General features: G+C 71.3%; 18 protein-coding genes. 12 read left to right on the top strand and 6 right to left on the bottom strand.

Going from position 1 to position 20,693, the window contains the following annotated elements; all coding sequences use genetic code 11:
- The gene (locus tag ACWEOE_RS19855) at window positions 1-1,395 is read right to left on the bottom strand and encodes an FAD-binding oxidoreductase (RefSeq protein ID WP_452011035.1); all 1,395 of its coding nucleotides are present in this window, start codon (window positions 1,393-1,395) and stop codon (window positions 1-3) included.
- Window positions 1,396-1,677: 282 nt separating this feature from the next.
- On the opposite strand from ACWEOE_RS19855, the gene ACWEOE_RS19850 reads away from it, so the two are divergent.
- Complete coding sequence (locus ACWEOE_RS19850; protein WP_452011033.1) at window positions 1,678-4,692, top strand: ATP-binding protein; 3,015 nt, start codon at window positions 1,678-1,680, stop codon at window positions 4,690-4,692.
- 12 nt (window positions 4,693-4,704) lie between these two features.
- Here the strand turns inward: ACWEOE_RS19850 and ACWEOE_RS19845 are convergent, their stop codons facing one another.
- Entirely contained in the window at window positions 4,705-5,046 is a 342-nt protein-coding gene (locus tag ACWEOE_RS19845; RefSeq protein WP_452011030.1) for a hypothetical protein, read from the bottom strand.
- Entirely contained in the window at window positions 5,046-5,270 is a 225-nt protein-coding gene (locus ACWEOE_RS19840; RefSeq protein WP_452011028.1) for a zinc finger protein, read from the bottom strand. Before ACWEOE_RS19840 ends, ACWEOE_RS19845 begins: the two co-directional genes overlap by 1 nt.
- Window positions 5,271-5,411: 141 nt before the next feature.
- Here ACWEOE_RS19840 and ACWEOE_RS19835 point away from each other — a divergent pair, with 141 nt between their 5' ends.
- The 8 genes from ACWEOE_RS19835 to ACWEOE_RS19800 all read left to right on the top strand — a co-directional run bounded on the left by ACWEOE_RS19835 (window position 5,412) and on the right by ACWEOE_RS19800 (window position 14,553).
- On the top strand, window positions 5,412-6,257 hold the full coding sequence (locus tag ACWEOE_RS19835) for a helix-turn-helix domain-containing protein (RefSeq protein ID WP_452011027.1): 846 nt from the start codon (window positions 5,412-5,414) through the stop codon (window positions 6,255-6,257).
- Window positions 6,247-6,438 (top strand): DUF397 domain-containing protein, encoded by a 192-nt coding sequence (locus ACWEOE_RS19830; RefSeq protein ID WP_452011025.1) that lies wholly within the window; start codon window positions 6,247-6,249, stop codon window positions 6,436-6,438. Before ACWEOE_RS19835 ends, ACWEOE_RS19830 begins: the two co-directional genes overlap by 11 nt.
- A gap of 148 nt (window positions 6,439-6,586) precedes the next feature.
- Window positions 6,587-7,171, top strand: coding sequence for a hypothetical protein (locus ACWEOE_RS19825; protein WP_452011023.1), 585 nt, complete (start codon window positions 6,587-6,589; stop codon window positions 7,169-7,171).
- Window positions 7,172-7,221: 50 nt separating this feature from the next.
- On the top strand, window positions 7,222-9,147 hold the full coding sequence (locus ACWEOE_RS19820) for an intein-containing Rv2578c family radical SAM protein (RefSeq protein ID WP_452011022.1): 1,926 nt from the start codon (window positions 7,222-7,224) through the stop codon (window positions 9,145-9,147).
- A gap of 360 nt (window positions 9,148-9,507) precedes the next feature.
- Complete coding sequence (gene aspS, locus ACWEOE_RS19815) at window positions 9,508-11,328, top strand: aspartate--tRNA ligase (RefSeq protein WP_452011020.1); 1,821 nt, start codon at window positions 9,508-9,510, stop codon at window positions 11,326-11,328.
- The gene (locus tag ACWEOE_RS19810; protein ID WP_452011018.1) at window positions 11,328-12,269 is read left to right on the top strand and encodes a DUF389 domain-containing protein; all 942 of its coding nucleotides are present in this window, start codon (window positions 11,328-11,330) and stop codon (window positions 12,267-12,269) included. Before aspS ends, ACWEOE_RS19810 begins: the two co-directional genes overlap by 1 nt.
- Before the next feature lie 69 nt (window positions 12,270-12,338).
- On the top strand, window positions 12,339-13,526 hold the full coding sequence (locus tag ACWEOE_RS19805) for a phosphotransferase (protein ID WP_452011015.1): 1,188 nt from the start codon (window positions 12,339-12,341) through the stop codon (window positions 13,524-13,526).
- 151 nt (window positions 13,527-13,677) lie between these two features.
- Window positions 13,678-14,553: an SGNH/GDSL hydrolase family protein gene (locus tag ACWEOE_RS19800; protein ID WP_452011013.1), complete on the top strand. Its 876-nt coding sequence runs from the start codon at window positions 13,678-13,680 to the stop codon at window positions 14,551-14,553.
- Here ACWEOE_RS19800 and ACWEOE_RS19795 read toward each other — a convergent pair.
- From ACWEOE_RS19795 to ACWEOE_RS19785, 3 genes are all read right to left on the bottom strand, one after another.
- Window positions 14,519-15,265 carry a metallophosphoesterase family protein gene (locus tag ACWEOE_RS19795; protein WP_452011011.1) on the bottom strand — a complete coding sequence of 249 codons (747 nt, stop codon included), beginning with the start codon at window positions 15,263-15,265 and terminating at the stop codon, window positions 14,519-14,521. The genes ACWEOE_RS19800 and ACWEOE_RS19795 overlap by 35 nt on opposite strands.
- Before the next feature lie 61 nt (window positions 15,266-15,326).
- Entirely contained in the window at window positions 15,327-16,535 is a 1,209-nt protein-coding gene (locus ACWEOE_RS19790) for a cytochrome P450 (RefSeq protein ID WP_452011009.1), read from the bottom strand.
- Window positions 16,536-16,575: 40 nt separating this feature from the next.
- Window positions 16,576-17,280, bottom strand: a complete 705-nt coding sequence (locus ACWEOE_RS19785) for a TetR/AcrR family transcriptional regulator (RefSeq protein WP_452011006.1) — start codon at window positions 17,278-17,280, stop codon at window positions 16,576-16,578.
- Between the two features lie 146 nt (window positions 17,281-17,426).
- On the opposite strand from ACWEOE_RS19785, the gene ACWEOE_RS19780 reads away from it, so the two are divergent.
- From ACWEOE_RS19780 to ACWEOE_RS19770, 3 genes are all read left to right on the top strand, one after another.
- Window positions 17,427-18,812, top strand: coding sequence for a replication-associated recombination protein A (locus ACWEOE_RS19780; RefSeq protein ID WP_452011004.1), 1,386 nt, complete (start codon window positions 17,427-17,429; stop codon window positions 18,810-18,812).
- Window positions 18,813-19,149: 337 nt separating this feature from the next.
- Complete coding sequence (locus tag ACWEOE_RS19775) at window positions 19,150-19,701, top strand: cupin (RefSeq protein WP_452011001.1); 552 nt, start codon at window positions 19,150-19,152, stop codon at window positions 19,699-19,701.
- Window positions 19,702-19,734: 33 nt separating this feature from the next.
- Window positions 19,735-20,592, top strand: a complete 858-nt coding sequence (locus ACWEOE_RS19770) for an NAD(P)-dependent oxidoreductase (protein WP_452010999.1) — start codon at window positions 19,735-19,737, stop codon at window positions 20,590-20,592.
- Window positions 20,593-20,693 lie beyond the last annotated feature (101 nt).

The following is a 20,693-nucleotide window of genomic DNA, read 5'->3' as shown; positions in this document are numbered from 1 at the left end:
TCACGACCCCGACGGCCGGATGTTCTGGTTGACGTGGAACAGGTTCTGCGGGTCGTAGCGGTTCTTGACCTGCGCCAGCCGCTCGTAGTTGCCGCGGTAGGCGGTTTTCACGCGGTCGTCGCCCTCTTCCATCATGAAGTTGACGTACGCGCCACCGGCCGTGGTCGGGTGCAGCTCGGTCCAGTAGTCCTTCGTCCAGCGGGTGATCTTTTCCTTGTTGTCGGGCGAGGGGTCCACCCCCACGATCACACCGGACCAGCCGCCGTCCCGGTAGGGGAACGCCGTGGCGTCCGGGGCGACGCGCGCCGCCGCACCGTCGATCGGGTACATGTGCATGGTGGAGTGCATCGTCGGCAGGGCCTCGCCGAACCGGCGGTGGATGGCGATGGCCTCGTCGGAGATCTCCGTGGTGACGTCGGCGCGCCAGTACCACTGCAGACCCGCCGGGTACAGCCCGTCGAACGCACTCTGCAGCGCGGTGTAGGGCATCGGGTGCAGCCCCACCAGCAGCGGCGAGCCGAAGGAGCGCACCGGCTCGAGGACCTCGTCGGCCCGTGCGTGGGAACCGGTGTAGCACCACACGATGGCGCAGGCCTTGCGGGTCCACAGCTCCTCGGGGAACGGCGGGGCCGGCGGGATGGTGATGAGCCCGAACCAGCCGCTGAGCTCCTCGGGCAGCGACGGCAGCAGCTCGCGGTACCAGCGCAGCACGTCTTCGGTGTCCTCCAGCGAGTACAGCACCGGGCCGCCGATGATCGTGCCGTGTTCGCCGATGTCGTGGCAACGGAAGGTGAACGACGTGACCACGCCGAAGTTCCCGCCGCCCCCGCGCAGGGCCCAGAACAGGTCCGGGTTCGACTGTTCGCTGGCGTGCACGAAACTGCCGTCGGCGAGCACGACGTCCGCGGAGAGCAGGTTGTCGACCGTCAGCCCGAAGCGCCGGGCCAGGTAGCCGATCCCGCCACCGAGGGTGAGCCCGCCGACGCCGGTCGAGCCGATGATCCCCGATGGGGTGGCCATGCCGAAGCCCACGGTGGCGTGGTCGACGTCGCCCCAGGTGCACCCGGCGTCCACGCGAACGGTGTGCGTCTCGGGGTCGACGGTCGTGCTGCGCAGCGCCGAAAGGTCGATCACCAGCGCGTCTTCGGCGATGCCGAGGCCGCCGGCGTTGTGGCCGCCGCCGCGCACGGCGAGGTCGATCCTGTTCTCCCGCGCGAAGTTCACGCACGCGACGACGTCGGCGGTGTCCGCGCACCGGGCGATGGCGGCGGGGTGCTTGTCGATCATCGCGTTGTACACGGCGCGCGCCTGCTCGTAGCCTTCGTCGCCGCGCGTCACGAGCTCACCCCTCAGCGCGAGCGCCAGCTCCGGAAACGGTGCGGTGATGGTGGTCATGCGATTTCTCCCTGGATGTCCCTGAGGTGTCCCTGAGGTGGAACGGCAATCCCGGTCGGGCTGCCTGCCTCACCGAAGCTAGGTACGGGGCGTTCGCCCAGCGTTCGGGTTCGGCGCCCGCAGCGTTCGGGTCGAGTTTTTTGGCGGCGTTTCGGAGCGGACGCGAAGCCTTGCGGGTCGGAGTACCAGGGGATTTCCGGCATTCCGGTGTCCCGGTGGCGGCGGCGCGAGATCCACCCGGTGCCGCTCGCCCGACTAACGTGCCTGGTCGGGAGGCCCGGGATGTTCTACGTGTCGCTGCTGGGCGGGCAGTCGATCACCGACGGGGCGACCGGGCCGGCGGTGACCCGGTCGCCGCGGGCGATCGCGCTCGTCGGGTACCTGGTGACCCACGCCGGGCTGCCGCAGCCGAGACAGCGGCTGGCGGGCTTGTTCTGGCCCGACTCCTCCGACGCCCAGGCCCGCACCAACCTGCGCCGCGAGCTGCACCACCTGCGCCACGTCCTCGGCGACGAGCCGGCCTTGGTCGCCACCGCCACGGATCTCTCCTGGCAGGACACTCCCGGCTGCCGCGTCGACGTGCGTGTGTTCGACGCCGAGCGCCGGGCCGCGCTGGCCGCGAGCGAGGACGTGCAGGTGCAGGCCCACGCCCGCGCCGCGCTGGCCGAGTACCGCGGCGAGCTGATGCCCGGGCTGGGCGACGAATGGCTCTTCGCCGCCCGCGCCGAGCTGGAACAACAGTGCGTGGGCCTCTACGACCTGCTCGGCGACGCCCAGTGCCGGCTCGGCGACCTCGCGGCCGCCGCAGAGACCGCGCGGCGCCGGATCAACCTGCGTCCGCTGGAGGAGGTGGGTTACCGCACGCTCATGGAACTGCAGGCCGACCTGGGGGACCGCGCGGGTGCCGTGAGCACGTACCACCGCTGCGCCGCCGTGCTCGACCGCGAGCTGGGTGTGGTGCCCGATCGTGCGACACAGGCGGCGTTGCGGCGGCTGGTGGCCGACCAGCCGGCCGGTCCCCACGGCCGCGAATCCCGGCTCGTCGGACGGATCCGCGAGTTCGCGCAGCTGCGCGGGCGGTGGCAGCAGGCCGCGCGGGGGCAGCCGTCGGTCGCGCTCGTGCGGGGCGACGCGGGCGTCGGCAAGACGCGCCTGGTGGTCGAGCTGGCGCGCCTCGCGCGCAGCCAGGGCGCGGTGGTGGTGGGGACGCAGTGCTTCGGGACCTCGGGCCGGCTCGCGCTCGCGCCGGTGGCCGACTGGCTGCGCAACCCGGTGCTGCAGCCCGCGTTGACCGAGCTCGCGCCGGTGTGGCGCGCGGAGGTGGACCGGCTCGTGCCCGACCGTGCCGCGGCCACCGGCCCGGCGCCGGTCGTGCGCGCGGTGGCCGACGCCTGGCAGCGGCACCGGTTTTTCGAAGGCCTCGCCCGCGCGCTCACCGGCGCCGGGCGGCCGACGCTGCTTGTGCTCGACAACGCCCAGTGGTGCGATCAGGAAACGCTGGCGTTCTTGCTCTTCTGCCTCGGCCTCGAACCCCGCGCCCCGCTGCTGCTCGCCGCGACCCAGCGGTCCGACCCCACCGACACGACGCTCGCGGGCTGGACCGAACGCCTGCGCGCCACCGGCCGGCTGTCCGAAGTGGATCTGAGCCCGCTCGACCTCGACGACACCGCACGGCTGGCCGAATCCGTGTCCGGCCAGCTGCCCTCGGGTGATGAGCTGACCCTGCTGCACGTCGCCACCGGCGGTTTCCCGCTGTCCGTGGTGGAAGCCCTGCGCTCGGGCGGCCCGCCCGGTGACCTCGACGCCGTCCTCGCCGAACGCCTGCGCCAGCCCACCCCCGAGGCTCGCGAGATCGCGGGCCTGGCCGCGGCCGTCGGGCGCGATTTTTCCCTCGACCTGCTCACCGAGGCCAGCGACCTCGACGCCGAAGCCGTGGTCCGCGCCGTCGACGAGCTGTGGCGGCTGCGGATCCTGCGCGAGTTCCGCGAAGGCTACGACTTCTCCCACGACCTGCTCCGCGACGCCGCTTACCAGCAGGTGACCCGCGCCCGGCGCTGGCTGCTGCACCGCCGGCTCGCGCAGAGCCTCGAACTGCTGCACCCCGGTGACCTCGGATCCGTCTCGGCGCAGCTGGCCGAGCAGTACGCGCGGGGCGGCCGGCCCGACCGGGCCGTCGCCTTCTACCGCCGCGCGGCCGAGCTGGCCGCGGGCACCTTCGCCCACGGCGAGGCGATCAGGCTGCTGCGCGAGGCCCTGTCGCTGCTGGCGGGCGCCCCCGCGGGGCCGGAGACGGATCGGCGCGAGCTGGAAGTGCTGGAGGCCCTTTCGGGACCGCTCAACGCCCGGCTCGGCTACGCGTCACCCGACCTGCAGCGCGCCCTCGAACGCTCGATCGAGCTCTCGGAACGCCTGGGGCAACGGGATTCCACGGTCGTCGGCCTGGTCGGACTGTGGACGTCGCGCTTTGTGCAGGGCCGCACCGCACTTGCGCACGAAGCCGCGAAGCGGGCGCTGGAACTCGTCGACGACTCGAGAGACTCGAAAGCCGAACTCACCGGCTCGGCGCACTTCGCGTTCGCCGGTTCGTCGGTGAGCCTCGGGCGGCCCGGGGAAGCGTTGCACCACTTCGACCTCGCGGCCCGGCTCACGCGCGGCGCGCCGTCGCTGCCCATCGGCACGCGTCCGGAGGTGCACAGCCTGGCGTGGGCCGCGCACGCGCACTGGCTGCTGGGCCACGAGGACGAGGCGCTGCGCAGCTGCCGGCACGCCGTGACGCTGGCCCGCACCTTCCCCCATCCTTACAGCCTCGCCGTGGCCCTCGCGTACGCCGGCATCACCCAGCAAATGCGCGGCGACCTCACGGAGGTGACCGCGCTCGCCGGCGAACTGCGTGTCCTCTGCAACCGCTACGGCTTCGCCTACTACCGCGAATGGGGCCTGGTGCTGAGCGGCTGGGCCCGCGGCGACGCCGACGGTCTGGCCGACATCCGCCGCGGCGTCGCGAACCTCAAGGCCGAGGGATCGCAGGCCCGCATGCCGTACTGGCTCGCCCTGCAGGCCGATCTGCTCGCTCGCGCCGGACGCACCGGCCCCGCCCGCGCGGCTCTGGACGCGGCGCTCGTCGTCGGCCAGGCCCGCGACGACCTGTGGTGGCTCCCGGAGGTCCTGCGGCTGCGTTCGGCCTACGACCGGCCCGAACAGGCCCGCGTCCGGTTGAAGACCGCCGTGGACCTGGCTGCGGCCCAGGGCAGCACCACGCTGCGGCTGCGCTGCGAACGCGACCTCGAACGCCGCTGACGGTGCCCGCGCTCAACCGCATCCGGCGTGATCGGCGACGAACGCCCTGCACCGTGCCAAGGCATCGTGCAGCCGGCTCGCCCGTTCCAGCAGGAGCTCCAGCTCCACCACCGTGGGGACAACCGCGTGCGCCGTGGTTTCCCTCAGCCCCCACACCACCCCCGACATCTTCATCGACACGCCCCACGTCACCGCGTCCGCCGCGTCGAGCAGCTCCTGCAGCGCCCGGCGTTCCCTTGCGGACAGCGCCATCCCGCCCGGCGTCCCGGAGGGGTTGGCCCTGCCGCCACCCGACGTGGCGGCAGGGGTCGAAGCACCCGCTGGTTCACCGCTGCCGGTGCGGGTGGCCGCCATCAGCACTTCACCTTCGGCGGGATGCCGAGGGCGCGCCGGATCTTGTCGTCGCAACCGCCGCAGGTGGGATCGAGCCAGGGCTTGTCGGGCGTGTGGACGTCGGCCTCGCCGACGGTCAGGTCGTCCCCGCAGAGCGCGGTGAACGACGCACCCAAGTCGAGAATGCCCCGGTGCACGGCCTGCCTCACGTGCCGCTGACCGGATGCTTGTTGCCACACGAACATGAAGGCCTCCCCAAAACCCTGGTGGTTACGATCGCTGCATGCAGCACGATAAGAATGCGATGCATGCATCGATTGCGCAACCCCCGCGCGAGCCGCAATCGGGTGAATGACCGACTACTCTCGGCCGCTACTATCTGCTGCATGGCCAGCAGCATGCCCACACCGCGATCGCGCGAGTTCGGCTCCATCCTGCGCAATGCAGCCCAGGCGAAGGGGTTTTCGACCCGGCAGCTCGGGAGTCTCATCCGGCGCAACGGCTCCCATGTCTCGCGCTATTTCCAAGGGCTGCTCATCCCTTCGGAAGCCGAGACCGGCGCGATCTGCGTGCACCTCGGCATCGAGGGCGAGGCCCTCGAAGCGCTGCTTCAGATCCGGCTCGAAGCCGCCGATCCCAACTGGGTCACCGGAGTCAATCGGCAACTCGCCGTGCTCAGCGAGTACGAAGCCGCGGCATCGCAGATCTTCACCGCCCAGGCGCAGCGGATTCCCGGGCTGCTGCAGACTCGGGCCTATGCGGAAAACCTGATGCGCGCAACAGGCGCTGCGGAGGAGGACATCAAGTCCGGCGCCGACTTTCGTGTGGGTCGGCGGGAGCAGGTGTTCGCCTCGCAGGCCGAAGTCACCTTCGTGATCGGCGAGTATGCCTTGCGCTACCCGGAGTCCGACGACTCGGCATGGGGCGAACAGCTGCGGTTCCTGGTCGAAGTTGCGCAGCTGCCTCAGATCACGATCCGGATCGTGCCCATGGCCGCGCTGTACACGCCGCTTCGCGACGGCGGGTTCGTGTTGATCGAAGGCACCGAGCCGGGCGCCGATGTGGTTTACCTGGAGCAGTTCGCGAGCAGTTCCACACTGACTGCGGATCAGTACATCCGCGGGTACAAGGAAGCGGCGGAACGGCTTCGCCGCGACGCGATGAGTCCCGATGATTCGGTCGGGCTGATCCGCGAGTTGATCGAGGAGGTGGAGAAGAGAGATGGTGAGTGATTTCCACTGGCGGAAGTCGTCGTTCTCCGGGAACCCGCAGCAGGAATGCGTGGAGGTCGGGTTCCCTGCGGCGGGTTCGCTCGATGAGGTGGCTGTGCGGGACTCCAAGGATCCTGAAGGCGGCCATTTCGTGCTCTCGCCGGCCGGCTGGCGAGGGTTCCTGGGGACCTTGATGCGCTGACCGCCAGGCGAGCGGCTGTGCCCCAGCATCCCGACGGCGCTGGGGCACAGCCGTCTCCCGGGTGGTTTGGCCCATTCGGGTCTGCCGTAGCGCAAACACGGCGTTGATGCGGCGTGGCGGGCGAGAGCCAGGGCTTACGGCGCGCGGGGTGAAGCAGGACATCACCATCGCCGACCTGATGGCCCGCACTCAGCACGTGGTGGGCCGCGAGGTGCAGGTGGTCCGGGTCCAGCTGCTGCGCAATCACATCGACCTCGTGCCGGCCACGGGGTCGGTCGCCGATGCGCACACGGTGCTCGTCGAGGGCAAGCACGTCGGCGACCGGCGCACGGTGTCCGGCGACAACATCGTGATCGCCACGGGCACCCGGCCCGCGCGCCCCGTGCCCGTCGCCTTCGACGCCGCGCGCGTGATCGGCATCGTGTCCACAACGGACCGCAAACTGCTGGGCGTCCACGTCTTCGGCACGGGCGCCACGAACCTCGTCCACTTCGGCCAGGTCGTGATGGGCTGCGGCGGCACCGTCGACCACCTCGTGGACGCCGTGTTCAACTACCCCACCCTCTCGGAGGCCTTCAAGGTCGCCGCCGTCGACGCGACGTGCTTTCTCGGTCGCGGCCTGCGGGCTCCCATGCCGTACCGCGCTGGTGATCTTTGTCTGCTCCGGCGGTGCTCTTCTTCGGTCGCTCGCCTTCGTGTGATGGGCGGTGACACTCCGTCGTCTGCCACTTGATCACTCGATCAGGGTGACTGTTCGAACACCTGTTTGACACCCGATAGAACATGTGTTCGACTGAACGGGTGCGATGGGAACGACAACGAGCAGGGGAGGGCGAGCCGATCCTGCCTGGTCTGGACGGGTTGCTGCGATCGGTGCGGTCACCGGAATTCGACGGCGTCACCTTTCACGAGGTGCATGCCAAGTCGGTGCTGAACAAGGTGCCCGAGGGGTCGCAGGTGCCGTTCCGGTGGACCGTGAACCCGTACCGCGGGTGTTCCCACGCGTGCACGTACTGCCTCGAAGGCGCCACGCCCGTGCTGATGGCCGACGGCCGCGCGAAGCCGATCGCCGATCTGCAAGTGGGGGACCGGATCCTCGGCACGCGGGGCCACGGCGTCGCGCGGCGGCTGGTGCCCACCGAGGTGCTGGCGCACTGGACCACGGTGCGCGAGGCGTACCGCGTCACGCTCGACGACGGCACCGCGCTGGTCACCGGGCCCGACCACCGGTTCCTCAGCGCGCGCGGCTGGAAGTACGTCACGGGCAGCAAGCTGGGCGCGGCGCAGCGGCCGCACCTCGTCGAGGGCACGGAGCTGGTCGGCGCGGGCCGGTTCGTGCGCACGCCCGACGACACGCTCGGCTACCGCGCGGGCTACCTGTGCGGCATGTTGCGTTCCGGCGGCTTCGCGGCGGAGAAGGACGCGGCGGCGCGCGCGTTGCGGTACCTGCCGGACTTCGGGTCGTCCGTGGGATTCATGAGCCTGCCGCCGAAACCCGACGCGCACTGGGCGCGCGGTTTCCTCGCGGGGCTGTTCGACCTGGCAGGCGCGTACCGGCGTGGGGTGCTCTCGATCGCGCACGACGAGACCGAAGTGGTCGACGCGATGTTCGCCGCGCTGGACCAATTCTCGTTCGGGTACGAGACGGTCGGGCACCGCGAGTTCGAGGGCCGCCGTCAGGCGCGGCTCACAGGCGGCACCGGGGAAGTGCTGCGGTTCCTGCACCTCACCGATCCGGCGGTGAGGTGGAAGCGCTCTCTCGACGGCACGACCATCGGGTCGGTGCGCCGCGTCGTCACGGCCGTCGAGACGATGGGGCTGGAGCTGCCGCTGTTCGACATCACCACCGGCACCGGCGATTTCGTGGCCGACGGCATGGTGTCCCACAACTGTTTCGCCCGCAACACCCACACCTACCTCGACTTCGACGCCGGCCGCGACTTCGACACCCAGGTCGTGGTGAAGGTCAACGCGCCGGAAGTGCTGGCCGCGCAACTGAAACGGCCGAGCTGGCAGCGTGAGCACGTCGCGATGGGCACCAACACCGACCCGTACCAACGAGCCGAGGGCCGGTACCGCCTGATGCCCGGCATCATCCGCGCCCTGGCGGATTCCGGCACGCCGCTGTCGATCCTGTCCAAGGGCACGGTGCTCACCCGCGACCTGCCGCTGCTGGAGTCGGTGGCTGCCGACGTACCGGTGAGCCTCGCCGTCTCCATCGCCCTGCTCGACCGCGAGCTGCAACGCCGCCTGGAACCGGGCACCCCGAGCCCGCAGGCGCGCCTCGACCTCGTGCGCAAGGCCCGCGCGGCCGGCCTGCCGTGCTCCGTGCTCGTCGCGCCGGTGCTCCCGTACCTCACCGACTCACCCGAAGCCCTCGACGCGTTGTTCGCCCAACTCGCCGACGCGGGCGCCGACAACGTCACCGTCATCCCGCTCCACCTGCGGCCCGGTGCGCGCGAGTGGTTCGCCGCGTGGCTCGGGCGCAACCATCCGCAGCTGGTGCCCCGCTACAAACGCCTCTACGCCCACGGCAGCTACGCCGACCGCGGCTACCGCGCCCGCCTCGGCGAACGCGTCGGCCCGCTGCTGCGCCGCCACGGCCTGGCCCGCGAGCCCGGCTACAACCCGCGCACCGCCGCCGAGCCGGAGGTCCCGGTGCCCCGCGTCGAAACCCCACCACCCGCCGAACAGCTCCGCCTGCTCTGACTCCACCGGCCCGGTGCGGCCGAGACGGTGACCCGGCCGGCACGCCCCCCGAACGGCCGGGTCACCGCTTCTCGGGCTTCCGCCGCACTCGTGAACCAGTCTGCGCTCACGAGCAGCGTCAGCGGATGCAGAACTCCTGCCCCGGCGCCGACGATGTGTTCGCGACGTCGACGGCGAGTCCTGCTCAGCCCTCGGGGAACGCCGTCAGGTCGAGGGGGCCGTCACCGCGGGCCTGGCGCGGTAGGGGCAACCACGACTCAAACCTGGTCGCGCCCCCCGCGAGCCCGTTCGTTAGCCTCTGTGTTCGGCGAAAACCCCTCGCCGAACCCGTGGACCCGTGGGCTAAGGAGAGCAGTCGCAGTGCTCCGCACTCATCAAGCCGGCACCTTGCGTGCCGAGCAGGCCGGCCAGACCGTCACCCTCACCGGCTGGGTGGCGCGGCGGCGCGATCACGGCGGAGTCATCTTCATCGACCTCCGCGATGCCAGCGGGGTCGCCCAGGTGGTCTTCCGCGAGGGCGAGATGGCCGAGCGCGCGCACGCGCTGCGGTCGGAGTTCTGCGTGAAGATCGTCGGCGAGGTGTCCAAGCGGCCGGAAGGCAACGCGAACGCCGAGATCCCCACAGGTGAGATCGAGGTGCTCGTCACCGAGCTGGAAGTGCTGTCCGAGGCCGCGCCGCTGCCGTTCCCGATCGACGACCGGGTGGACGTCGGCGAAGAGGTGCGCCTGAAGTACCGCTACCTGGACCTGCGGCGCAGCGGCCCGGCGGCCGCGATGCGGCTGCGGAGCAAGGTCAGCCGGGCGGCGCGCGAGGTGCTCGACGCTCAGGACTTCGTCGAGGTCGAGACCCCGACGATGACGCGCTCCACCCCCGAGGGCGCCCGCGACTTCCTCGTGCCCGCGCGCCTGAAGCCGGGCAGCTGGTACGCGCTGCCGCAGTCGCCGCAGCTGTTCAAGCAGCTGCTGATGGTCGGTGGCCTGGAGCGCTACTACCAGATCGCGCGCTGCTACCGCGACGAAGACTTCCGCGCCGACCGCCAGCCGGAGTTCACGCAGCTCGACATCGAGATGAGCTTCGTGGACCAGGACGACGTGATCAAGCTCGGCGAGGAGATCGTCTCCGCGCTGTGGAAGCTGATCGGCCACGAGATCCCACGCCCGATCCCGCGCATCACCTACCACGAGTCGATGGCCAAGTACGGCTCGGACAAGCCGGACCTGCGCTTCGACCTCGAGATCACCGACCTCACCGAGTTCTTCGCCGACACGCCGTTCCGCGTGTTCCAGGCGCCCTACGTCGGCGCGGTCGTGATGGCCGGCGGCGCCGACCAGCCGCGCCGCCAGCTCGACGCGTGGCAGGAGTGGGCCAAGCAGCGCGGCGCCCGCGGTCTCGCGTACATCCTCGTCAACGAGGACGGCACCCTCGGCGGCCCGGTCGCCAAGAACCTGTCCGAGACCGAGCGCGAGAACGTGGTCGCGGCCGCGGGCGCGAAGGTCGGCGACTGCATCTTCTTCGCGGCCGGCAAAACCGCCACGACGCAGGGCCTGCTCGGCGCCGCGCGTGACGAGATCGGCAAGCGCCTCGGCCTGATCGACGAGGACGCCTGGTCGTTCGTGTGGGTCGTCGACGCGCCGTTGTTCGCGCCCGTCGAGGAGATCGGCGACGACGTGGCCGTCGGCTCGGGCAAGTGGACCGCCGTGCACCACGCGTTCACCTCGCCCACGCCGGAGTGGATCGACAAGTTCGAGCAGGACCCGGGCAGCGCCCTGGCCTACGCCTACGACATCGTCTGCAACGGCAACGAGATCGGCGGCGGCTCGATCCGTATCCACCGCGGCGACGTGCAGAAGCGCGTGTTCGCGCTGATGGGCCTCGGCGAGGAGGAAGCGCAGGAGAAGTTCGGCTTCCTGCTCGACGCGTTCGCGTTCGGCCCGCCGCCCCACGGCGGCATCGCCTTCGGCTGGGACCGCATCGTCATGCTCCTGGCGAAGGCCGACTCGCTGCGCGACGTGATCGCCTTCCCGAAGACCGGCGGCGGCTACGACCCGCTCACGGCCGCGCCCGCGCCGATCACCGCGCAGCAGCGCAAGGAAGCCGGCATCGACGCCAAGCCGGCCAAGCCCCAGAGCACCCAGCCGGCCCCGGCCGAGAGCGCGAAACCGGCGCAGCCGCAGGGCTGATGCTGCACTTGAGGGCCGTGTGCCCGCCGGAGCAGACCGCCGACGCGATCGAGCTCCTGCGGGCGCACGCCGGAACCGCGCACCTCATCGTGCACCACGGTGCCGCCGTGTCTCCCGAGGGTGACCTCATCGAGGCCGACGTGGCTCGCGAGGCGGCCGACGAGATCGTCGACTCCCTGTGCGCGCTGGACCTCGACCGCACCGGCGGGATCACGCTCGAGGCGCTCGACACGGCGCTGTCCGACGCCGCCGACGCGGCTGAAGAAGCGGCGCCGGGTGAAGGCGCCGACGCCGTGGTGTGGCAGGAGCTGCTGGGCCGCACGGGCGAAGAGTCGCGCTGGAACGCCACGTTCCAGGCGTTCCTCGTGATCGCGTGCTTGCTGGCGGCCACGGGCGTGCTCACCGACTCACCGGTCACGGTCGTCGGGGCGATGGTGGTGGGACCGGAGTTCGGTCCGCTCGCCGCCCTCGCCGTGGGCGCGGTGCTGCGGCGCTGGGACCTGGTCCGTCAGGCGGGCGTCGCGCTCGCCATCGGGTTCCCGGTGGGGATGGTGGTCACCCTCGGTGTGGTGCTGCTCGGCGCCGTCGCCGGGATCTTCGCGCCGACGGAGATCGGGGAAAACCACGACGTCGACTTCGTCTACCAGGTCGGAGCGGCGTCGTTCGTGGTCGCACTGCTCGCCGGCGCCGCGGGGATGCTCGCGATGACCTCGGCGAAGTCCGCCGCGCTGGTCGGGGTGTTCATCTCCGTGACCACGGTGCCGGCCGCCGGCTACGCGATGGTCGCGGCGGTCGCGGGGCGGTGGGACCGGGCGGGCTACTCGATCCTGCAGTTGTTCGTGAACTTGATCGGGATCGTGCTCGCTGCGGCCATTGTGCTGATACTTCGCCGCCGCAAGCAACGTTCCGGTGCTCTCTTACGTCCGCTTTCACGCGGGTGAAGCGGTTCGCCGCTTCTTGCCCGGATCACTGTGGTCATGGTTGCTCAGTCACGAGTAGGGTCGGTGCCAATGACAGTCGACACCTCCTCCGCCGGCGACGCGGGCGTCGGAGCAGGAGCCGGGCAAGATGCTGTCGCCGCGGCGGTGGCGGCGGGCGAAGCGGTGCTCACGCGCCGGTTCGGCAGCGCGATCACCCTGGTGTCACCGGAAGACCTCGAAGGCAGCGGACCGGCCACGGTCGTGCGGGCCCGGGTCGTGTCGTCGTCGTTCGCGCTGCCGCGCACGCTCGTCATCAAGCACTACCCCGACCCGCCCGAGCCCGGTGAGGCCGACCCGTTCGCGCAGGAGGCCGTGAGCTACCAGCTCTTCACGGCGCTCTCGCCCGACGAGCGCATGTGCCCCGAGCTGCTGGCCCACGACGGCCGCCACCGCGTGCTCGTGATCGAGGACCTCGGCCGCGCCCCGACGTTGCAGGACAAGCTCGCGTCGCGCGATTCGCGGGCGGCCGAGCGCGCGCTGCTGTCGTGGGCACGTTCGCTCGGGCGGCTGCACGCGAGCACCGCTAGCCGCGAAGCCGACTTCAACGCGTTGCTGCGCCGCCTCGGCGGGCCGGTGCGCAACCAGGACGCCCGCCTCGCGGACCTCACCGCCGAGGTTCCGCCGATGCTGGCCGAACGGCTCGGCGTGGTGGTCGCCGACCCGATCCACGACCGCGTGGCCCAGGCGGTCGCGCAGGCGCGCACGGCGTCGTTCCGCGCGTTCAGCCCGGTGGACCTGAGCCCGGACAACAACCTCGTGACCGGTTCCGGCGTGCGCTTCCTCGACTTCGAACGCGGCCGCGTGCGCACGGCCCTGGTCGACGCCGCGTTCCTGCGGCTGCCGTTCGCGTCCTGCGAACGCCCGCTGGCCTTGCCCGCGGGCATGAGCGAGGCGATGATCGCGGCCTGGCGTGCCGAGGTGGTGGCGGTATGGCCCTCGTTCGCCGACGACGAGGAGCTGGCCACGGCCCTCACCGTGAGCGAGCTGCTGCTCGTCTGGCTCGTCACGCGCGACGTGCTGCCGGACCTGGACCTGGGGCGGCACGCCACGCCCGTGAGCCGCGAGGCCGCGCTCGTCACGTGGTGGCGTGAGCTGGCCAAGCACGCCGGGTACGCGCGGCTGGCCGACATCGCCGAGCACGCGCAGCGCGTGGCGGCCGCCCTCGGTGCACGGCTCGGGCCGCACGCCGACCTGGCGTTCTATCCGGCCTTCCGCTAGCCCGATTTGCCGGTGATATCCCGGTTTTGGGTGGGTAAACAGGGGAAACCGGCATTCCCGACCCCGCCGGGCGGACAGGACATGCCAAGAGTTTCAGCCCCCGTCCATGCCGCGTTACCTCGGGATCACCGCAGGTGAGTTTCGGTGCCGGATGGTCTTCAGCGTGACCGTGATCAGCGTCGAAGTCACCCACTTCCCCGAACCCGCCGATCCCGCGCCGCAGCGGCAGACCACCGACGCCGCGCCGGCCGCCGAGCCACGCCGCGCGCGCCGGCTGGCCGTGCTGGGGGACTCGACCGCGGTGGGTCTCGGCGACCCGTTGCCGAACCGAGGGGGCTGGCGCGGTGTGGGTCCGCTCGTCGCCGCCGCGCTCGGTGTGGCCGACGACGGGTACCTCAACCCGTCGTTCGAGGGTGCGCGCATGCACGACGTGCTCACCGGCCAGCTGCCCGCCGTGCTCGAGTTCCGGGCCGACATCGCCCTGCTCGTGGTCGGCATGAACGACACGCTGCGGCCCGACTTCGACGCCGTGCAGATCGCCGCCGACCTCACCGAGCTCATCCGCACGCTCGCCGCCCACGGCACGCTGCTCGTGCCGGTGCGCTTCCACGACCACGGCAAGGTGTTCCGCCTGCCGCCGTCGATCAAGCGGGCGCTCAGCGCGCGCGTCGCCGAGCTCAACGAGGTCATCGACGCCGTGGTCGCCGCCGAGGGCGTGCCGTGCCTCGACCTCGACGCGATGCCCGGGGCGTACGACCTGCCGTCGTGGAGCGTCGACCGGCTGCACCCCTCGGAGCTGGGGCACCGGATGCTGGCGCTCGGCTTCACGGCGCTGCTGGCCGAAGCCGGCTTCGCTGTGCCGGAACCGGTGAGCCTCACGTGCTCCGGCGGCGTGCAGCAGAGCACCGCGAGCCACCTCGTCTGGCTCGTCGCGCGCGGCCTGCCGTGGCTGTGGCGCCGCGGCCGCGAATTCCTGCCCTACGCGGTGTCGATCATGTGGCGCTCGTTCCGCGAGCGCGTGGACTGAACACGCGCAACGCTTCCGCGTCGGACGCCGGATTCGTGATGAAGTAGTCGGCCCATTCGTCGATTCCGGCGTACCCTTCGGCCGCGAGCGCTGCTTTCGTGGTGTCGTACGGAGTCCGGCGCAGCTGCACCCCGGGGCCGAGCAGGGCCCAGTGCGCACCTGTTGTGCCGTAAGGCATTCCGACGCTGCCGGGGTTGACGACCCGCGTGCGATCGGCGAGCCGCAGGAACGGCATGTGCGTGTGCCCGCACACCACGGTCTCCGCGCTGACTCCGGCGAGCACCTCGGCCCAGCGCGCCAGGGGACTGTCCACGAGCACGACCTCCTCGTCGTCGCGCGGGGTCGCGTGGCAGAACAGCACCTCACCGAGTCCGTCCACGTCGAGCGTGACGGTGAGCGGGAGACCGTCGAGCAGCTGGATTTGGTCTTTTCTCAGCTGCTCCGCTGCCCACGGCGCGATCGGGTCGGGGATCTTCGTGGTGCCCCCGCGGGCGAGGGTCACGAGTTCGCGATCGGCGTTGCCCCGCACCCACACCGCGCGTTCGCCGAGGGCCTGGAGCCGGTCCAGCGTCCGCTGTGGCAGGGGTCCGGCGGCGTGATCCCCGCACAGCACCACCACGTCGGCCGCCTCGACGTCCGGCTCCGCGAGCACGGCGTCGAGCGCGGGCAGCACCCCGTGAACGTCCGAGAGAACGGCGACGGATTTCACCATCGCCCCAGTCTGCGCCTCGTCGCGCCACCGGTGAGCAATGTTCGCCGGTGGCGCAACGCGGTCAGACGCTCAGCGGCAGCGTCGTCACGCCCGTCATCGCCGGGTTGGGTTGGAAGGTCGGCGGTTCGTCCGGGATCGTGCGCAGGGTGGGGTAGCGGTCGAGCAGGATGTTGAGCGCCGTGCGGCCTTCGAGGCGCGCGAGGGGTGCGCCGATGCAGAAGTGGATGCCGCGGCCGAAGGCGAGGTGGGCGTGGGTGATGTCCTCGCGGGTCGGGTCGAAGGTGTCCGGGTCGGTGAACGCGCGGGGGTCGCGGTTGGCGGCCGCGATCCAGATCATCAGCATCCGATCGGCCGGGATCGTGGTGCCGCCGACCTCCACCTCGCGGTTGGTCACGCGCGCCACCGCCCCGAACGGCGACAGGTAGCGCAGCGACTCCTCGATCGTCGGCACCAGCAGCGCGCGGTCGGCGCGCACGCGCTCGTCCCACTCGGGGAACGTGTCGAGGCACAGCACGGTGTTGCCCAGCAGCATCGTGGTGGTGATGTGCCCGGCGATCAGCAGCACCTGCGCGAAGTTCACGATCTCCGCGCGCGTGAGGCGTTCGCCGTCGACCTCCGCCTCGACGAGCTTCGTGAGCAGGTCTTCGCGCGGGTTGCGGCGGCGGTCGTCGGCGTGCTCGCCGAGGTAGTCGGTGAACTTGCGGCTGACGGCGAGCTGGGCCTGCACCCGCGCTTGCTGCTCTTCGGAGTCGTCGGTGAGCGAGAACTGCTCGGGGCTCTCGAGCATGCGGTCCACCCACTCGCGGAACAGGTTCCGGTCGCTCGCGGGCACGCCGAGCAGCTCGGCGATCACGATCACCGGCAGCGGGTACGCGAGATCGGCCACCAGCTCGAGCCGGTCGCGTCCGGCGGCTTCGTCGAGCAGCTCGTGGGTCAGCTCGGCGATGCGCGGCTCCAGGTCGGCCACGACCTTCGGTGTGAAGGCCCGGCTCACGAGCTTGCGCATCTTGTTGTGCAGCGGGGGATCCAGCTGCAGCAGGTTGCCCGCCGAGAGTTCTTTGCTGTCGCCCAGGGTCTTCTCGGGCAGCAGCCGGGTGACGTCGGAGGAGAACGTGGCCGGGTCGGACAGGATGGCGTGCGCCTCGGGGTGGCCGTAGACGTGCCAGGAGCCCAGCTCGGGCTTGTACTCGACTTCGTTCGCCGGACGTTCGCCCCGCAGCCAGAACTGTCCTTCGTGGAGGGTCCAGGTCTCGGGAAGTGCGGTGCTCATGGTTCGACAGCCCCAATCTGTCTTCGGGAACGGGCCGGGCTCAGCCGGCCTCGGTGGTGGATTTCCTCTCGTGGATCACCGCGCGGGCGGCCGAGGCGTACTTTTCGAACACCGCGCGAAGCTCGGCGGCCGCCTTCTCGACCGTGCCCGGGTCGGGTTCTCCCGGCGGCTCGAACGCTTCGTGGATCACGCGCGCCAGTGCGTCGGCCTTGACCTCGAGCGGAACGTCCACGAAGGCCGGGTTGACGTTGCTGTAGAGGTAGAACCCGGCCGCCGCCGCGCTGAGGGCGTAGCGCAGGTTCGGGATGTCGTCGCGCAGCAGGCCGTGGCCCAGGAAGATCTCGAAGCTGCGCTCGACGGCCTCGGCCGACTCGGGCCGGGTCTCTTCGGCGGACAGCGCGTAGTCGCCGAGCAGCTCGGTGTCGTTGTTCAGCATCGCCGACAGCAGCGGATCGCGGGTGGTGAGCAGGAACGTCGAGCGGAAGTAGCGGTGCGGGAGGACCGTGCGCGGGTCGGTGCGCAGCTCGGCCGCCGACGCTTCGAGCAGCCGCACCGACGCGCGCACCAGCAGCGCCCCGAACAGCAGATCCTTGGTGCGCCAGTGCAGGTAGACAGTGCCCTTGCCGATGCCGGCGCGGCGCGCGATGTCCTCGATCGTCACCTTGCGCGAGCCCCAGCGCACCAGCAGCTCGGCGGCCGCGTCGAGGATCCGGTCCGCGCGTTCGCGGTTCGGGTCGTCGGGCATGCGCTCCCCTTGATCGTTGACTTGGTTGTTGACTTGATCTATGACTCGGTGACCGGATTTGCATTTCTGGTCACCGAGTCAACCGTAGCGCTTCGCGGCGGGCCGGGCAAGCGGAGTTGTCGGGGTGGTCGGTTAACGTCATCGCTGTGGCACAGGACGAACTCTTCACGGTGAACCCCGACCTGGGGCCGCCGCCGGAACCGACGCGCGCCGGCTCGCCGGTCGAACCGCAGGCCGACCCCGCGAGCTCGCCGCTCGCGGTGCGGATGCGGCCGCGCACGCTCGACGAGGTGGTCGGGCAGCAGCACCTGCTGCGCGAGGGCGCTCCACTGCGCCGGCTCGTGGAGGGGGCTGCGCCGGCGTCCGTGCTGCTCTACGGCCCGCCGGGCACGGGCAAGACCACGCTGGCGAACCTCGTGTCGATCGCCACGGGCCGCCGGTTCGTCGCGATGTCGGCGCTCTCGGCGGGCGTCAAGGAAGTCCGCGGCGTGATCGAGGAAGCCCGCCGGCGGCGGCAGTACAACACCGAGAACACCGTGCTTTTCATCGACGAGGTGCACCGGTTTTCCAAGACGCAGCAGGACGCCCTGCTGGGCGCGGTCGAGGACCGCACGGTGCTGCTCGTCGCGGCGACCACCGAGAACCCGTCGTTCTCCGTGGTGTCACCGCTCCTCTCCCGGTCGCTGGTGCTGCAACTGCGTCCCCTGACCGACGACGACATCGTCACCGTCCTCGACCGCGCACTGTCCGACGAACGCGGCCTGGCCGGTGAACTGACGTTGACTGACGAGGCCCGCGACCACCTCGTCCGCCTGGCCGGTGGCGACGCCCGCCGAGCCCTCACGGCCCTGGAAGCCGCCGCCGACGCCGCTTCGGCCACCGAGGCCAAGACGATCGACCTCGCCACCGTCGAGTCCACTGTGGACAAGGCCGCCGTCCGCTACGACCGCGACGGCGACCAGCACTACGACGTGATCAGCGCGTTCATCAAGTCCATCCGCGGCTCCGACGTCGACGCCGCGCTGCACTACCTGGCCCGCATGATCGAAGCGGGGGAGGACCCGCGCTTCCTCGCCCGGCGGCTGGTGGTCCACGCGAGCGAAGACGTGGGCCTGGCCGACCCGACCGCGCTGCAGGCCGCGGTGGCCGCCGCGCACGCCGTGCAGTTCATCGGCATGCCGGAGGGCCGCCTCGCCCTCGCGCAGGCCACCATCCACCTCGCGACGGCCCCCAAGTCCAACGCCGTGGTCACCGCCATCGACTCCGCCCTGGCCGACGTCCGCGCCGGCCTGGCCGGCACCGTGCCCCCGCACCTGCGCGACGGCCACTACGCGGGCGCCAAGCTCCTCGGCAACGCCCAGGGTTACCGCTACCCCCACAACGTCCCGGAAGGCGTGCTGGCCCAGCAGTACCCGCCGGACGAACTCGTCGGCCGCGACTACTACGAACCCACCCAGCGCGGCGGCGAACGCACTCTGGCGGAACGCGTGCCACGGCTGCGCCGCACGATTCGGGACGAGCGGCAGGGGTAGCCGTGCGGGCAGCGGTCAGTCGGTCCTGATCGAGTCCGGTCGCATCGCGGCGCGCAGAGCCGGCACGGCCGCTCCGGTCACCACGAAAACCAACGCCACCCCGCACCCGCGAGCGCACCGATCGTCGTCCAGTCGATGCGCAAGGCCGGGCCGAGCCCGGCATGTACAGCAGGACTTGACCACTGCAGTGGCCCTGGGTGATCAACTGGTCGCCTGGGCACCGTTCGTTCCCGCTCGGTCAAACGAGCGTGAACGTCGCCACTTTCTTCCGTATAACGGCGGTAGGGGGAATGCCCGGCCGTCAGGCCGGTTGATCCCGGCGACGGAGGGGGTGGCGATGACGCTGCTGACGGTGTGGCCCGACGACCAGCCGGGCCACGTGCTGCTGCGAACCGAGGACCCGGGCACGATCACGGCCGAGCTCGCCCGCATCGGCGTGGAGTTCGCCCGCTGGCCGGTGAACGGGCCGATGCCCGGCGCCACCGAGGCCGAGGTGCTCGCCCGCTACCGCGACCGCATCGACTCGCGGACCACGGCCGTGGGCTACCACGCCGTCGACGTGCCGATGGGCGAGTCCGGCCCGGTCGAACGCGGCCTGCCGCGCGACGAGGACCGCTTCTTCGTCACCGGGTCCGCCGTCTGGTACTTCCACGTCGGCCGCCAGGTCCACGCCGTGCTGTGCGAGCCCGGCGACCTGCTCGGCATCCCCGCCCACACCCGCCACTGGCACGACGGCGGCTCGAACCCCGGCCACGTGACCGTCCGCGTGCGCCACCCGGCTTCGGGCACCGCCGCCTCGGCCACGGAACCCTTACGCGCCCACGACTTCCCCGGCTTCGACGAACTGGTGGCCGGTCGCGCGTCGACCTGGCCCGCGCTGAGTCACTGAGCCACCGGCTCCGTCGGCGGGCACGATGGAGCCATGACCACTGTCGCTTTCCTGGGAACCGGGATCATGGGGCACCCCATGGCCGCCAACCTCGTCCGAGCCGGCCTCGCGCTGCGGGTGTGGAACCGCACGCGCGCCAAGGCCGAACCGCTGGCCGCCGAAGGCGCGACCGTCGCGGACACCCCGGCCGAAGCCGCCGCGGGCGCCGACGTGCTCGTCACGATGCTCTCCGACGGCCCCACGGTCGCCGAGGTCTTCTCCGCCGCCGACGTGAAGCCCGGCACGGTCTGGCTGCAGATGAGCACGGTCGGCAAGGAGTGGATCACCAGGCTGGCCGAAGCCGCCGCGCAGGCCGGCGTCGTGTTCGTCGACTGCCCGGTCATGGGCACGAAGGTCCCCGCCGAGCAGGCCCAGCTGCAGGTCTTGGCCGCCGGTCCGGACGACGTGCACGACACCGCCGCCCCGATCTTCGACGCCGTCGGCTCGCGCACGCGCTGGCTCGGCACCGAACCCGGCACGGCCACCCGGCTCAAGCTCGTGATGAACGCCTGGGTGCTGGCCCTGACCAACGCCACGGCCGAAAGCCTCGCCCTCGCCCGCGCGCTGGGGATCGACCCGCAGCTGTTCTTCGACGTGATGGAGGGGACCGGCTTCGACGTCGGCTACGCCCGCATGAAGGGTCCGCTCATGCTGTCCGGCGACTACCCGGCCAGCTTTCCCGCGGCACTCGCGGCCAAGGACGCGCGGCTCGTGGTGGAGGCCGCGGGCGACGCCGTCGACGTGGGCGGCGCCGCGGCCGCGCTCGCCCACCTGACCGCCGCCGTCGACGCGGGCCACGGCGAGAAGGACATGGCGGTGCTCTACCGGGCGGTCGCCGGGGAAGACGGCTGATCGGGGCGAGCAGCCGCAGGTCGGAACCGGTTCGGCTGCGCTGAGTGACCGAGCGGCGGGGCGACACCGCCGAACGGCTGGCCAGGCGGTAACCTCACTGG

It is taken from the genome of Amycolatopsis sp. NPDC004368 (genome assembly GCF_053602515.1).
Note: the sequence above shows the minus strand (reverse complement) of the source record. Positions and strands in the feature narration are given on the sequence as shown.

Excerpts from the sequence above, each read along its gene's own strand:
- ACWEOE_RS19845 (WP_452011030.1), bottom strand. The coding sequence starts at position 5,046 with ATGGCGGCCACCCGCACCGGCAGCGGTGAACCAGCGGGTGCTTCGACC.
- ACWEOE_RS19840 (WP_452011028.1), bottom strand. The coding sequence starts at position 5,270 with ATGTTCGTGTGGCAACAAGCATCCGGTCAGCGGCACGTGAGGCAGGCC.
- ACWEOE_RS19790 (WP_452011009.1), bottom strand. The coding sequence starts at position 16,535 with ATGAGCACCGCACTTCCCGAGACCTGGACCCTCCACGAAGGACAGTTC.
- ACWEOE_RS19805 (WP_452011015.1), top strand. The coding sequence starts at position 12,339 with ATGACAGTCGACACCTCCTCCGCCGGCGACGCGGGCGTCGGAGCAGGA.
- ACWEOE_RS19770 (WP_452010999.1), top strand. The coding sequence starts at position 19,735 with ATGACCACTGTCGCTTTCCTGGGAACCGGGATCATGGGGCACCCCATG.
- ACWEOE_RS19850 (WP_452011033.1), top strand. The coding sequence starts at position 1,678 with ATGTTCTACGTGTCGCTGCTGGGCGGGCAGTCGATCACCGACGGGGCG.
- ACWEOE_RS19830 (WP_452011025.1), top strand. The coding sequence starts at position 6,247 with ATGGTGAGTGATTTCCACTGGCGGAAGTCGTCGTTCTCCGGGAACCCG.
- ACWEOE_RS19820 (WP_452011022.1), top strand. The coding sequence starts at position 7,222 with ATGTGTTCGACTGAACGGGTGCGATGGGAACGACAACGAGCAGGGGAG.
- ACWEOE_RS19775 (WP_452011001.1), top strand. The coding sequence starts at position 19,150 with ATGACGCTGCTGACGGTGTGGCCCGACGACCAGCCGGGCCACGTGCTG.
- ACWEOE_RS19795 (WP_452011011.1), bottom strand. The coding sequence starts at position 15,265 with ATGGTGAAATCCGTCGCCGTTCTCTCGGACGTTCACGGGGTGCTGCCC.
- ACWEOE_RS19810 (WP_452011018.1), top strand. The coding sequence starts at position 11,328 with ATGCTGCACTTGAGGGCCGTGTGCCCGCCGGAGCAGACCGCCGACGCG.
- ACWEOE_RS19835 (WP_452011027.1), top strand. The coding sequence starts at position 5,412 with ATGGCCAGCAGCATGCCCACACCGCGATCGCGCGAGTTCGGCTCCATC.
- ACWEOE_RS19855 (WP_452011035.1), bottom strand. The coding sequence starts at position 1,395 with ATGACCACCATCACCGCACCGTTTCCGGAGCTGGCGCTCGCGCTGAGG.
- ACWEOE_RS19785 (WP_452011006.1), bottom strand. The coding sequence starts at position 17,280 with ATGCCCGACGACCCGAACCGCGAACGCGCGGACCGGATCCTCGACGCG.
- ACWEOE_RS19800 (WP_452011013.1), top strand. The coding sequence starts at position 13,678 with ATGGTCTTCAGCGTGACCGTGATCAGCGTCGAAGTCACCCACTTCCCC.